The organism is Cryobacterium sp. Y50, from assembly GCF_002929805.1.
In the GTDB taxonomy this organism is placed as follows: domain Bacteria; phylum Actinomycetota; class Actinomycetes; order Actinomycetales; family Microbacteriaceae; genus Cryobacterium.
Genome location: NZ_PJJM01000047.1, coordinates 1 through 13,956 on the forward strand (window position 1 = coordinate 1; position 13,956 = coordinate 13,956).

At 58.9% G+C, this 13,956-nt stretch carries 11 protein-coding genes; 4 read left to right on the forward strand and 7 right to left on the reverse strand.

The annotated features are described in order from the left end of the window. Positions 1-217 precede the first annotated feature (217 nt). A complete protein-coding gene (locus tag CXY73_RS01100; RefSeq protein ID WP_158253975.1) occupies positions 218-613 on the forward strand; it encodes an SOS response-associated peptidase family protein in 396 nt (131 codons plus the stop codon). A gap of 433 nt (positions 614-1,046) precedes the next feature. Here the strand turns inward: CXY73_RS01100 and CXY73_RS01105 are convergent, their stop codons facing one another. Then, positions 1,047-1,790, reverse strand: coding sequence for a DUF5677 domain-containing protein (locus tag CXY73_RS01105; RefSeq protein ID WP_104176534.1), 744 nt, complete (start codon positions 1,788-1,790; stop codon positions 1,047-1,049). A gap of 167 nt (positions 1,791-1,957) precedes the next feature. On the opposite strand from CXY73_RS01105, the gene CXY73_RS01110 reads away from it, so the two are divergent. Beyond that, positions 1,958-2,548 (forward strand): recombinase family protein, encoded by a 591-nt coding sequence (locus CXY73_RS01110; RefSeq protein ID WP_104176535.1) that lies wholly within the window; start codon positions 1,958-1,960, stop codon positions 2,546-2,548. A gap of 332 nt (positions 2,549-2,880) precedes the next feature. Here the strand turns inward: CXY73_RS01110 and CXY73_RS01115 are convergent, their stop codons facing one another. The 5 genes from CXY73_RS01115 to CXY73_RS01130 form a co-directional block, all read right to left on the reverse strand. Continuing rightward, complete coding sequence (locus tag CXY73_RS01115) at positions 2,881-4,122, reverse strand: ATP-dependent endonuclease (protein WP_233198064.1); 1,242 nt, start codon at positions 4,120-4,122, stop codon at positions 2,881-2,883. 53 nt (positions 4,123-4,175) lie between these two features. Next, positions 4,176-4,628, reverse strand: coding sequence for an AAA family ATPase (locus tag CXY73_RS01120; RefSeq protein WP_158253977.1), 453 nt, complete (start codon positions 4,626-4,628; stop codon positions 4,176-4,178). Positions 4,629-5,167: 539 nt separating this feature from the next. After that, positions 5,168-5,314 (reverse strand): hypothetical protein, encoded by a 147-nt coding sequence (locus CXY73_RS21750; RefSeq protein ID WP_158253978.1) that lies wholly within the window; start codon positions 5,312-5,314, stop codon positions 5,168-5,170. A 1,773-nt stretch (positions 5,315-7,087) separates the two neighbouring features. Beyond that, positions 7,088-8,851: an SIR2 family protein gene (locus CXY73_RS01125; RefSeq protein ID WP_104176538.1), complete on the reverse strand. Its 1,764-nt coding sequence runs from the start codon at positions 8,849-8,851 to the stop codon at positions 7,088-7,090. A 291-nt stretch (positions 8,852-9,142) separates the two neighbouring features. Beyond that, complete coding sequence (locus CXY73_RS01130) at positions 9,143-9,835, reverse strand: hypothetical protein (RefSeq protein ID WP_146071564.1); 693 nt, start codon at positions 9,833-9,835, stop codon at positions 9,143-9,145. A gap of 1,516 nt (positions 9,836-11,351) precedes the next feature. Between CXY73_RS01130 and CXY73_RS01135 the strand changes: the two genes are divergently transcribed. Both CXY73_RS01135 and CXY73_RS01140 read left to right on the forward strand, forming a co-directional pair. Continuing rightward, a complete protein-coding gene (locus CXY73_RS01135; protein WP_369831186.1) occupies positions 11,352-11,801 on the forward strand; it encodes a recombinase family protein in 450 nt (149 codons plus the stop codon). Positions 11,802-12,100: 299 nt separating this feature from the next. Next, a complete protein-coding gene (locus CXY73_RS01140; protein ID WP_104176540.1) occupies positions 12,101-12,793 on the forward strand; it encodes a hypothetical protein in 693 nt (230 codons plus the stop codon). Positions 12,794-13,347: 554 nt separating this feature from the next. On the opposite strand, the gene CXY73_RS01145 is transcribed toward CXY73_RS01140, so the two are convergent. Next, the gene (locus tag CXY73_RS01145) at positions 13,348-13,932 is read right to left on the reverse strand and encodes a recombinase family protein (RefSeq protein ID WP_104176541.1); all 585 of its coding nucleotides are present in this window, start codon (positions 13,930-13,932) and stop codon (positions 13,348-13,350) included. Between the last annotated feature and the right edge of the window lie 24 nt (positions 13,933-13,956).

The following is a 13,956-nucleotide window of genomic DNA, read 5'->3' on the forward strand; positions in this document are numbered from 1 at the left end:
TGACAGTTAGAAACCTAGACGGAGAGCGGCGTGTACTCGTTAAGGCGCTCGGAAACCACCCACGGTTACGTCAGGAGAGCCAAAAAGAAGCGGTGTTCCGCGTGGTCTTGTTGTCGACAAGTACCAGATATGTCCGTCTTCAATGAATGAGCTGGTTGCTCGACGGTCCATCAAAGACGTTGAGCATGCTCGTTTATCAGTATCGGATAAGCCAGCGGTGGGCTACTACGAGTGGAAGACCGACCCCACCACGAAGAAGAAGACCCCGTTCTACATCCACAACCCCGACGATGCGATCCTGGCCTTTGCCGGCCTCTACTCATGGTGGAAAGATCCCTCCAAAGCGGACGACGACCCGACCCTCTGGACTCTCACAGCAGCGATCCTCACCTCGAGCGCCGTCGACGAGCTCCTGCACATTCACGACCGCAACCCTGTCCCACTCCCTCGGGACTGGTGGGACGACTGGCTGAACCCCGCACTGATCGGCGACCAACACTTCGTCGACGCAGCCGTACAGGCTTCCCTCCCGGTCGCTGCAGTACTCAACGTCGTCGAGGTCACGCCCTTACCTTCAAAAGGGGACGGGCCGACCCTCACCGCAGCAGCGTAGACGACTCAGAAGGTCGAAGCTCTGGATGGTGGTTGTAGTGCCGCTCTGCCGCTTCGCGGAGCTTCCGGAGTTCGATTGCCTCACGGTGCTTCTGTTTCTCTCCGGTTTTCCAGGCACGCACGCCCGGAAGTAGCTGTTCTTGATCGCGCCTTTACTACTCGAGGCGGCCTTGATGAGTGATGAAGCAGCGGACTCATAAACCGTTGGGCACGGGGCTGAATCCCGCGTCCGCGTTCCAGATCCTTGGAGGTAAAATGCCTCTTACAGCGGAGTTTGCTGGCCGCGATTCACAGAGAAGACGTCTCACGTTCGCATGAGCTGACAATACGACCTCCCTTGGGAAGTGATTTCTGCCTGATGGCACCGAGGAGGATCCCGATGGAGCCGTCTATGAGCCGGACGTAGGCGGGCTGTGAATTACCGTTGCCGGCAATCAGCCATCGTTTCCACGAGGAATTGACGTCTCAACGTTGATCGGCAGCAACAGTTGGTCGGACTGTTGGTCAAGCCTCAGCATCCCAGGCTTGCCCACAATCAGGTCTTCGATGAGCCAGGCGGCGAACATGGCGGCCATTGCTGCCACGTATGTCGTATTCACGCCGTGCGGGTCGTCTGGCACGGGAACCAGCGTCATCTCGTCGCCGTCTATCCTGACGAAACCCGTCGTCGAGCTGCTCGTGACATGGACCAGCTGAGACTGCTGCTTGTAAACCATTTCCAACATCTGGCTCTGATCGACCGCTCTGAGCCTGTCTGCCACCGGTGGCATCCCTTTGCCGAGTCTGCCGAGCCGTTCGGTCTCTGCTTCCACAGCGTCAATGAGCTGCGTGTTCTTAAGCCAGGCCGACATCTTGCTGTAAAAGTCGATGTGAGTGGCTTGGAGAGTCGCGACGAGCTTCTCCAGACCGCCTTCTGTGAAGCGCGCCCATTGTGCTGTTACTGCATGCTCGATGGCCTGCCGCGCGAGGACCACAGCTTCGCGCGGTCTGCCCGCCCTATGCAACGTGGCGAAGGCAGCCGAGTAGCGGATCGCCTGTGCGCAAACACCGTAGATCACCTGGAACTCGCCTGCATCCGTTCCTTTGACGTCGTAAGCACGGCCGAGCAGCCGTGCTTCCTGCTCCTCGATGAACGCAAGGAGATCTTCGACTGGTGGGATTTTCTGCTCGAGGCTCATGGTTCAAAAGGTACAACAAGACCGCGACCGCACGGAGGGGGCTTCCGTACAAGCAAAAAGTGCCTAGTTGTGGTGTACCCAAGTAGGCAGGTTGAGATCCCTCCGCAACCGCGTCAATCAGGGTGGGTGTCCGATGCAATTGGACAGGAACGACGGGGGACCCAGACATGACTGGACACAAAGGGCAGGTGGTTGGCTACGTGCGCGTCAGCGCCGCCGACCAAAACGAGGCGCGTCAGGTCGAAGCACTCGGCCCAGTAGACAAGATGTTTTCCGACAAGGTTTCGGGCAAGAACGCCCACGACCGAGTGCAGCTCCAGGAAATGCTCGCCTACGTGCGCGATGGGGACAAGGTACGGGTGAAATCACTGGACCGCCTGGCCCGTTCTACGACAGACCTTCTCGCTCTAGTCGAGCGGCTCAAGGGGAAGGGCGTCGCCCTGGAGTTCGTTGACAACCCCGCCTTAAATTCGGACACCCCTCAAGGCGAATTCATGCTCACAGTTCTCGCCGCAATCGCTCAGTTGGAGCGCAAGACTATCCGTGAGCGGCAAGCAGAGGGCATCGCCATCGCCAAGCGGAACGGCACCTACAAGAAAGCTGCGAAGCTCGGACTGGACAAGATCGCAGAGGCACGCGAGCGGATCGATGCCGGAGTCCCGAAAGCGTTGGTGGCCCGCGACCTCGGGGTGTCGCGGCAGACGCTGTACGCCGCACTGAACGGCTCAGGTAGATACGCTGCGATGGCGGGAATCTAGCGCACTGTTGCCGCCCACAGACAAGGGCACGCACCTTTGCGGGCGGCTGACTGCCGACCGTTAGCCGTTGCTGGCCGACGGGCGATCGCCCGGGCGGGCCCCATTTCGGCCTATGTCCCTGCAATCCATGGTTTTGGACGTTGCTCAATCAGCGAAACTACGCTGAATCTGCGACAAATGCAGTCAATCCGCGCACCGCTATCCAAACTCCCGCCAGTCGGTCAACTACTCTTGCCTCGCGCAAGCGAGGTCCGACAGCGGGTCGCAGTCGGCTGGCACCAGAGGTTCCCTCAAGCAAATGGTGCTCTCGTAGCTGACGTCCAGGACTGCTCCTAGATCGAAGCCTCAATTTCACGCAGCACGCGAGCCAACTCTTCGGGGATCTCCGAGATCCGGTGCGCTCTTGCCAATGCAGCGATCGAAATCGACTTCTTTCCTTCTGACTGCAATTTATCATTCAGGTGGGCGATCATCTGTTTCGGAGGGCAAATGTGGAGACGATTGGCCGCATCCAACCATCGCGCATCAAAAATCGGTTTGAAGGTTGTGGTGATGCTGACGGAGTGATTTCTAGCGCTCCCGTCGGACTGTTGCGTTTCAAACAACATTCGCCCGAAAACTTCGTTCTCCATCGCGGCGGTGATCTCATCGAGCCACGCGACTACTGAGCCTTCTGAGGCGCCGGACAAACGAGCGATTACTGCGGAATTGATCAGATAGCTCTCGAGCTCCTTGCGGCCCCAAACATGCCCGCGCACGCCAGCCGATTCGAAGTCATTCATTACAGCGATCCTCGTGCTTTCGGGGCGATAGTCCCGATCAAGGATCACAAAGGTGGTCAGAGCGTTGGGGAGGATTTTCTCGCAAAGCCACTTGAACGGTTCGACTTGTCCCCAATTGCTGTATCCATTCAGCGGCATAACTGTTACGCCTCTTTCGCTGGCGAGGGCAGCTAGACCGAGAGTCTTGGAAAGGATCCGAAGGACTGACATGTCGTGACCTTCGACAAATACAGCAACTCGTGAGCGAAGCGCCTTCGCGAGCCGGAGATTGAAGGCAGTGCCAAGCGTCGTCGACAGCATTTCATAGTCGCTGTCGCTACGTGAGCGGATGGCCCGGCGACGCGACTTGTCTACGAGAGTGGTCAACCGTCCATCAGACTCCGCGATCATCTCCGATGAATGTGTCGCTATAACAATTTGCCGCTCAGTCGAATCCAATAGACGAACGAGTCGGCGCTGAAGGTCGGGGTGCAAATAAACTTCCGGTTCATCAAGGACGATCGTTTCGAAATCGCGAACTCTAAAGACGTGGTACAGGATCTGTAACCAGACTTGGATGCCGTCGCCGGCCCAAACGACTTCCTTCGGAACGCGACTATGTGCTTCGAAGAAAAAGACGTGCACGATCGGGCCATCATCGGTGTAATCCAGAGCGAGGCTGTCAAACGTAATTCCGTCAAGCCATGGTTCCGCCCAATCGAGGAATGGTTGCAGCGCGTCCGCTTCGTTCAGCACCCTGAGTTGATTTCGGAAATTCCGACTGCTGAGTCTTCCGGAAATATTCTGTCTCACGTAGTCGTCAGCCAGCAGCTTTTCCGTGTGTTCCGTGGGAGTGAGGAGAGGAACTAAGCCGAGTTGAGGGAACAACGACTTGGCTTGGCTTGGCTAACTGTCTTCACGATCGATCCATCAGGGGCGGTCAGATAGAAGAAACTTTCTTCGCTCCCATCGTCGTCTGAGTTCTCTTCTGGCCACACGGCCGTGAGCTTTGCGCCGCTCTTCCAGATCAGTTCTAACCTGGTCTCCGCAGACCCGAACTCGAAACGCAAACTGTCTCGCAACGCAGGAAACTCTCGAAGCCCAATTGGATATCCGGATAATCTGACATCTCGATCCGTCACTAATTTGTCTGGCTTGCGTCGGTGTGCGTAGCGCACCAGAGTGTCAGCCACCCGAATGGCGGTGAGAAGGGTCGACTTGCCCGCATTATTTGGGCCGACTAAGTAAGCGCCGTTGCCAAAGCTCACCTTGAAATTCACGAACGAACGGAAGTTCTTCAAATGAAGTTCCTTGAGCACGGGGCAATCCTTCGGTTTTTGTTCGATCGCGACTCGGTTGTGAATCACTCAAGCAAGTCCTGCAGTAAGGATGCAGCGCCCTGTATAAACACCATAGATGATCGCCAAATTCATGCTGTTCGGTCGGAACTCCACATGAACAGCTGCTTGGTCGATATCGGGAGGAAGGCCCGTACGCGCCGTCTAGGTTGATTGCTACAAAAGGACTGGGCTCCCCGGAAAAATCTACCGCCTAAGTTTGAATGGCTTCCATCGCGGGGCCTCAACAGGGTCAGCTACCGTCTATGGCGGGAATTTTCGCAATTGGATCGACGACCGAAGAAACAAGAACGCTAACGAACCATCGATTACGGCCCCCGGGCGTAGCTAAACGTGGAGTTGCCCGACCCAGACATCACGAAGAAGACACCGTCGACAATGCTAAGGACGAGGAGCGACCCGACGACGAAGCCGGCTCGTGGCCGAGATGTCATCCTCCACCAAGCACGCGGAGGGTTGACAGGTTCGCCGGAACCGCTGGAGAATCGCACGCCGCCCAACTAGAGCAACAGCACAAGTACGTTTGCACCCAACGCGGCGGCGAGGGGCGGGAGCGCCGAGGTGAGGACCAGACCGTTGAACCCTTCGAGCAGGACTCCCATGACAACGTAAACGAGTTTCCAACGTGCCCTTCGAATACGGCTCATGACGTGAGCGCCGTGGTGGACAACCACCCGAGCACTTCGTAAACAGTTTGAAGACCACAACGATCCTCCTACGGGACTTTCGTCAAGACTCTGGCCGTGGCTCAAGCCATTGGTTGCGAGACTCGGGACCGGAGGGACGCACAACGAAACTCTGCCCGAAACTTAGATTTAGAGCGGAGCCGGGTGGTATCCAAGAAGATGCAAGGCGCCGTGACAGCGTGAAGCGCTGCCCCGATCACCGGTGATTCCTGGCCCCTAATCTACAGTTCGCAAGCACGTTCGTACGCTCGGACGTGACGGTCGCGAGGCGCTCTTCAGCCACAGGCAAGTACCGTATTTTTTAAGAAGCCAGTAAGGCACAAATTTCATGCGGATTTCCCTAGACTTGCGCGGATTTACGCGGATCTGGCGCGGCTAGCCCGCGTGTGCCGTTTGTACCGCCGGGTCTCCAACCTTTACGACACTGCTCGCACCCAGAGCAGGTATGTGTACCGATGTGCACGCTCCTCCCAACTCCCCCGAATTGTGCGCGCCCGGGGAGTTCCTGAACTTGAGTTGTCGTCGCGAAAATGTGTACGACGTACGAAACTGGATACGACTACTCCCCTTGTCTCGTATGGGTCGCACCGATTCCGGACACGTACACATTCCGGCGCGGGTAAATGTGTATGAGTGTGCATTGGTCCCAGGCATGCTCGGGCGTATCGAGGTCACGCATCTCCATGTGCTCGGATCCCCGGCAGTGCGCCTCCCTCGCTGCGACCGACGCGAGGACGTTGAAACGGGCTGCTCTCGACCCGCCACTGCGCGCCATGGAGGTCGTCGGGAAGAAGCGTCGGCCTACCCGGCAGTCGCGTGCGTCATCACCCACCGCGTGCCTCAACTCGCACTTGCTCACACCGGCTCACAGATGTTCCGTTACCGCTGCGTTACCGCTGGGTCGACCCGGGAATGAAAAAACCCCCTACTCCCCAGTGAAAAACTGGAATGCAGGGGGTTTCTCGTGGCGGTACCGGTGGGATTTGAACCCAAAGTCCCGCCCAGTCACAGCCTGGTGGGAGGTCCACTGCCCCGTAAATTCAACGGTTTTCGGTCACCATAACGCCTCGTGGATCATGCCAAATTTTTTGAAGTGTGGGCAGAATGTGGGCAAGCGAACCTCCTCAATGTATGACCAGCTGTGTGATGTGTCAGGACATCTCTGACAGATCTGCAGCAGAACACTTTTGACAGTTACGGGATTGTGCGCGGTTCGCGCGGTCCGCCGGGTCTGCGGGGCGGCCGCCGACAGCGTATTTGGATCCGGGGAGCGGCCAGCGGTGCTCGATCAGTAGGGTGCTTTGGGAGTCGAAGACGAGGTGGGCCAGGGTATGACTTACTTGGAATTTCGTGCCGCAGGCGAAGACGGTGCCGTTGTCACGGAAGCGCGTCATCCGCCGGTCAACATGGACTCCGAAGAGTGAGGTGGGGTGCGTGGAGGTTCGACTGGCGGATGTGGCAAGCTGATCTGGCCTCGATTTACCATTCTGCGTTGTCCCCACCGGAGGTTGTGTGCTTAGAGTGAGCGGTGTCGACGCTCTTTGAAAAGTAGTCCGTGGGCGCTCTTCGAAAAGTAGGGCGCGGTACCGATGTTGATGATGTGGCCGCGGAAGGTGAGCCGTTAGCCGATCCGCGCCTGGAGTCTCTGGTCGGTGAAGATGTAATAGGCCGTCGGCTACGCACCGCCGCAATCGCGGCGGCCGGCCTGACGTTGTCACCACCGCTGATAGCGCTTCAGGACCTCCCGATGGGCGATGAGCGCCGCATCGAGAGTGAGTTTGCCATCCAAGAACAACTCCCATGGACCCGCGTGCCCGCGCTCGGCCTGCTTGCGTAGCGACAACTCCACCAAGGGTTCCTCGCCCCGCCACGCCCACTCGCCGACGTACTCATAATTGCATGATACCCGGGAGTGAACTCCTGAATTAGCCCGATTCGGTATTCAAACCCACGATATGCCGCCAGGAACTCCTCCTCGTCGGGCATGAGCTCCGCGAAGAAGCTACGGAGCTTGGTCGTGAATAGGTGGCTCGTCGGATACACCCAACCGTTTGTACCCACCCACCGCGGCAAATTCTTCGCCCAGTCATCCGCGAGTAGCCGCTGATAATGAAGAACCTGAGCAGCATTCGCGCGCTGCTCTAACCCGAGACCAGTCTTGCCCTCCACTTCGGTTGCGATAGCGATCAGCAGACCTTCCCGGTTCCGTTTCGTCGCCGTGATCGAGACAATTGCCACCGCCACTAGAGCTGGAATGAGCCGAACCGAGCGGAGCATCTGATTCGACTGGAGCGGGAATGCTGCCCCGGCATCGACGAGTCGCTGCACCACGTCTACCCATAGCCGATCGTGCACACCATCAGGGTCATGCCACACACCTTCTATCAGCAGTGGCGCGAGCTGATGCATCGACCGAACGTGACTATCGATTGTGTCGTCGACCGTTTGCCAAGTCACTTCAGCACCATCCAAAGATGAAACCGACTGCGCGGCGATGGAGTCGACCACACCGTCGACTATGCCCATGACTAAGTCATACAAATCGATCCTTCGAACGGGATCGGGCAGATACCGCTTCAGCCGGGCGACCGCCATCGCCGTGGTCAGCGGCGGCGCCGACAACCGATCCAGAGCCTCTAGGCTCTCAACGAGCTCGCCGAATAAATCGTCAGCGTTGGAGGCGGGGAGGACGATCCCGCCCCGGCCGGTCAGCAGCCGTTTCGCGGTCTCGCCACGGCTGCTGCGCTGGTCCCAATACAGCGGATATCGACGTGACGTCGCCTGCTCCAAAGCACCGACAAGAGCAACGTCCCAGTCCGCCGACCATCCGGACACGACCAGCCCGTATTCATCGAATACCTGGTCCAGGAGACCAGTCCACTCCAAGGGATAATCCGAGAGCTCTGCCGGCGTGTTTCGAGTCCCCAGATCTCGATAGTCACCATGTAGTTTGATAACGGTCGCGCGCGAATGCGCCAATGGCGCCATTCCCTTGACGGCCTCCGGCCGCGAGATCACCTGAGCTGATACACCGACAGCATCAAGTGCCTGTTCCATCAGCCGGTCAAAGTTGGTCGTGACAATCACTTTCACTGATCCCCGGCGCACAAGCTCCGCGATCGCACGATGCGCCTTACTGGGTTGCAGCACGGGTGTCTCATCATCTGAACCCGGCTCGAAGAAGCCAGCAAGCAGACCCTGCCGGGCCGCGGCGGACTGCGCCAACTGCTCCAATAACGACGAATACCCCAACTTACCCACGCCGTTCTGACTCCACCACAACTCAGGATCAGCCCGGGCAGCAGAAACTGCACTGGAATCATTAGGGGCCGAAGCGGCCGCGACACGAGCTACGAGTTCCGTAACGACACCCCAACCGGTCAGCAGCCCCGCCCCGGTTGAGACACCCGAACCTAGAAGCACCGCGTAGACGCCGGGTTGTGAATGCATCGACGTGGCCAACGACACGAGCGAAGACAAACCTCTATTTGCAGACATGCGGCCAGCCTGACAGTAACCTCTTGCAATTGCATACCCCTGCCCTCGTCGCCAGCCTCACGAGCGGGACCGCAGAGTTTTTTACGGTGTGTGACTAACGCGCGTGCGACGCGCCACCGCTGATCGAACCGCTATGGCCCAAGGCGCGGGACTGTAGAAACTGAGCACGCGCGTTCACGCTGCGGCGTGCATCTGCCGAGTTGTCTGAATAACGCTTTGTCAAACGCTCATTGCTCCGTGCTGCCTTCTCGTCAACTCGACGTCCGGCGGCTTCCTCAGGGTTCATGCCCTTCATGGTGTGACCTCCTCCGTGGTATTTGCAACGGTACCGGTACCGGCTGACGCTCGGTAGTAGGCGGCCTGAGTGTTCAGGAACTCCGGCCCTTTCTGCGCGGCGATAACTAGCGCCATAGTTCGCGCCATACCGAGGATTGCAGCACGCTGCGGGCCGCCGATGGCACCCACCTTCGCATTATTGACGCTCAGGAAACCGAGCTGCACCATATTCGCCTTGACAGGCACCGAGTAGAACGTCTTGTACTTCTTCTGACTCCAGTCGACGCCGTATACGACTTCGGGGTCACTCTTGACCTCGGTCTCTTCGTCGGCTTTGTCGAGAATTGCCCAAACCTCGTGATCTGGGTCTTCTCGCTCCAGGAAAGGCCTGTTTGGTCGATCATTGCGCCCATGCCGAGTTTCGTGGAGAGGGTTATCGAGAATGCGCAGGCCACCTGCTTCCCTGCGTAGCGAGTAATAAGACGCACGGCTGTCGTCGCCGATCGCGCTGGCAGATTGCCGGGCGAGAGTGCGCCGCAATGCCTTAATTGCCTCGATCCGAGCGGCACCACGCAAGAAGGTCGACTCGATCGCTTCGCTTATGAAAATGTTCAGGTCATCGACCGCTTTCTCGGCAGATCGTTCGCTCTCACGAAAGGTGATCTCACCAAGTTTTTTGTCGTAACGGTCGGCTGCCTTGTCGGCCAAGATTGCCGCGGCCGCAATTGCGCCAGCAATGATTCGGGCCGTGCCCCACCCTGGGTCGGTCAACAGGATTGGGGAGAGCACGGCCACGACGGCTCCTAGAAATGTCAGGATCGTAAAGACGAAAGCATCCCGCAGAACGAGAAGCACTGGCCCGACCGCCTTCAAGAAGGGACTGACCGCACCCTTTTTGCCTTTGTCGCCCACATGCTTCGCGCCGCCCTTTTTGTCTCGAACCATGTGAACAATAGTTGCAGACCCGCAGCCATACGCACCGCCAACGCGTTCGTTACACATGTCGCGGCCGGCGGTTTCGCCGACCTATTCAAAACAGTCCGCAACAGTGGATGTGGGGCGTGATCGTCGCCCTTACGAAGGAACTTCCGAGGAAGCCCCGACGGTCACTGGCGCGACTTGACTCATCACAGCAAGCCGTCGGTGATTGCTCGGTGATCGTACCTACGGACGTAGTGAAGCTCGTCAGTGCTTCGCAGTTTCGGACGATTCCATACAGCATTCTGCCGTGCCGTCCGCGAAGTGGTGATCCGCTGGAACAGAATCGAGTCGGATCCCTCCAATGCGCACAGATCGAGGGAGATGTCAGACCGAGCGCCGATGAATTCCTTGCCGAGGGTCTACCTCAGGTAGAGCGTCGAAATGGCGACCTGGCGACTTGGTGTTAGGAGGAGCCAGAGTTTGAGAGCGTCGGTTAGAAGAAATATGCGTCGGTCACGGGCGCGTCACATGTGAACTGATCGGGAGTTGCTTTGTCTTGCAACTCTAGCGATATAAGACGTCTCACCGCCGCGACCTGAGCTTCCTCAGAATCGCCGGAATCTTGCGATGCGCCGATTCTCATAACTACGTCGCTTAACCGCATGCTTGAACTGTGATACTCGCCATTGATTATGAGACACCCTGGGAGCAGAAATGACGAAATTGATCGGCTATGCATGAGTGTCCACGTGACAGCAGTCCACCGACCGGCAACAGATCGACATCCTCGCCGCTGGCATCCGGCGNGGCAGGCCTGCGGGGCTGCTGGAAGTCCTGTTGATTCCCACGCAGTCAAGATTCCGGCTCTCACGGAGGGATGCGGATCACTCCGTTGCCTTCCTCCTTTGAACGATGGCCGCGGACAAAGGCATGCACGTTCGCCCCGGACGGTGACGTGGCACGATGAGGGCGGATAATTCGAGCGGGCGTGTTGTCTTATATTCCTAGCGATATAAGACGTCTCACCGCCGCGACCTGAGCTTCCTCAGAATCGCCGGAATCTTGCGATGCGCCGATTCTCATAACTACGTCGCATAACCGCATGCTTGAACTGTGATACTCGCCATTGATTATGAGACACCCTGGGAGCAGAAATGACGAAACTGATCGGCTATGCATGAGTGTCCACGTGACAGCAGTCCACCGACCGGCAACAGATCGACATCCTCGCCGCTGGCATCCGGCGTGACGACCTTTACGTCGACTACGGCATCTCNGTGACGACCTTTACGTCGACTACGGCATCTCCGGTGCTCGAGCGTCACGGCCCCAGTTCGACCGTGCGCTCGACGCACTCCAAAACGGCTACACCCTCGTTATCACGACCCTGGTCCGGCTGGGCCGATCGACACAGAACATGCTCGCGTTCGTCGAGGAACTCTACGGCCGCGGATCTGGCCTCCGCGTACTCAACCTGGGCGGCGGCGACGTCGACACAGCGACACCAGTGGGGTCCATGCTGTTCACGATCATGGCGGCACTCGGACAGATGGAACACGAAATCAAACGAGAACGTGTGATCGACTCCATCACGAAGCGCCGCAACGCCGGCAAGGATCTCGGTGGGAGGCCGCAAGTCATCACTGACAGCCGAATCCGCAATGCCCGCCGCCTCATAGAAGGTGGAGAGACAGCAGCGCAAGTCGCGCGCGATCTCGGAATGTTCCGAGCGACCTCGCGCGCCCTGAGATAACGCTGAGCATTCGAGTGACGAAGTCCGGATAAATAGCGACGTCACACAGAGATACCGCGGGTCGACACGGAGCAGGGTGGGGCAAGACCCTGTGCGGCGAGGAGCGGCAGAGGGTATGCGCAAGCAGCGGAAAAAGTCGGCAACCACCACTGTCAGGAAACTAGATTTGCGGATACTCTTCGCCGCAGGCGTGCGTGCGTGCGAGTAAGGCCAATGCATTTGGCTGAGGGCTACGTATCAACGCTGTCGCATGAATCGTCGGGATCGTCCCGATGGGCGAGGACACATAGGAGTGAAACGTGAAGAAGAACATCAAACTGGTACTCGGAGCGAGTGCAGCCGCGCTAATCGCCGTGTCGATGGGCGCCACCTCGGCATCAGCGCATGTCCCGACATCGGTGCGCGGTAACGCGGTGCTGACCGCCCACCTTACGGAGCTTAATGACTCGGGAGCGTCGGGCAAGGCCATCGCCGTCGTTCGCGGCGAGACGATCAGGGCGATCGGAATCCGCGCGAAGGGTTTGTCCCCCGATGCTCCGCACGCCCAGCACATCCACTTCGGAGAGGATGCCATGAACGAGTGCCCCACACTGGAGATGAACGACACCAACGGTGACGGACGAATCAACACCGTCGAGGGCACTCCGGCCTACGGCCCCATTGTGGTGTCCCTGACCACCAGCGGAGACACCACACCGGCCAGTGCCCTGGACGTTACCCGGTTCCCCGTCTCGGAGAACGGCACCTATAAGTACCTCCGGACCAACATCGGCTTCACGGACGTGGCCGGAACCGGCTACCAAGGAGGCGACGGCACCGCTGCGGACATCGCCGAGGCCATCCGCGACGGTGAAGGCGTCGTCGTGATCCACGGAAACGACTACGACGGCAACGGAACGTACAACCTCAGCGATCCCGAGGGTGCGAGCGAGCTTGACCCCACCCTCCCCGCCGAGGTAACCGACCCGGTCGCCTGCGGAGTGCTGCACTAGCTGCAAGCGTCCGGCCAAGGCTGAGGTCCGGGCCCGTGCGAGCGCGCACAGTGCCGTACGGTCCTGGACCTCACCCTTCGTACAGGACGCCAAGATCCCGGGGCCTGCTCGGGCGCGCTCAAGAAGGCAGCGGTGCAAACCGCTTGGTTCACCGCGGTGAGAGAACCAACGTCCGAATCACACGCGCTGACGCTCGCTCCAGACCGCACCACTACACAAGCCCCCGAAGACGCCTTCAACATTGCCAACAGCCTCCACGCGGGGCCAAAAGAAGACCCCCGACGAACTAACGAACAGCAGCACTAGCGCCAAGCGATCACAGAACGCCACAACCGACCGGCAAAATTCACAGCGTTAACAGTCACGACCCGCACGCACCGGACAAGCCTGTCATTTGTACGTTCGATTGCGTGACAGATCTATTGTCATTTTCCGAAGTCGTCTGCACAACGGCCATTGTGTTTTCGGGGTTGTGCAGGCGAGTGTGAACACTGGCTTTTCCGTACTTCTCTGCACAAACGCCCGTTTACCCCCAACCTCTGCACGACGCACGTTCAGGCGGCGGTGTCCCCGGCTCGTTGGATTGCCCGGCAGACCATGGACCTGGCGACGCTGAAGAGTTCTGCGATCTGCGCGGTGGTGTGTTCGCCCCGCTGGTGGACCTCGACCAGGTGCTTCTCCTGCGCCGGGGACAGTTTGGGCTGCTTGCCGCGCAGCCGGCCAGCCGCTTTGGCGACTTGCCTCCCTTCGCGGGTGCGTGCACGGATCAGGTCGGCCTCGAATTCAGCGACCATCGCGAGCACATTAAAAAGGAGCCTGCCGACCGGGTCGGTGGGGTCGTGAACGGAACCGCCGATGCTGAGCTTCACCTCACGAAGGGTGAGGTCGTCGACGATGTCCTTGGCATCGCGAAGCGAGCGCGCCAGTCGGTCGAGCTTGGTCACGACGAGGGTGTCGCCGGCTCGGCATGCGGCTAACGCTTCGCGAAGACCTGGCCGGGCCCGATTCGTACCGGTGAGGCCTTGATCGGTGAACGTCTTTTGGAGTGAAACCCCGAGGGCGGCGAGGGCGTTCTTTTGGGCGCTGAGGTCTTGGTCGTTGGTGGATACGCGTGCATAGCCGATAAGCATCCCGGTCATGCTGGAGTGTACCGTTTATCCCCC

Coding starts and splice junctions, on each gene's coding strand:
- CXY73_RS21750 (WP_158253978.1), bottom strand. CDS start 5,314: ATGAGCCGTATTCGAAGGGCACGTTGGAAACTCGTTTACGTTGTCATG.
- CXY73_RS01110 (WP_104176535.1), top strand. CDS start 1,958: ATGACTGGACACAAAGGGCAGGTGGTTGGCTACGTGCGCGTCAGCGCC.
- CXY73_RS01105 (WP_104176534.1), bottom strand. CDS start 1,790: ATGAGCCTCGAGCAGAAAATCCCACCAGTCGAAGATCTCCTTGCGTTC.
- CXY73_RS01125 (WP_104176538.1), bottom strand. CDS start 8,851: ATGTCTGCAAATAGAGGTTTGTCTTCGCTCGTGTCGTTGGCCACGTCG.
- CXY73_RS01145 (WP_104176541.1), bottom strand. CDS start 13,932: ATGACCGGGATGCTTATCGGCTATGCACGCGTATCCACCAACGACCAA.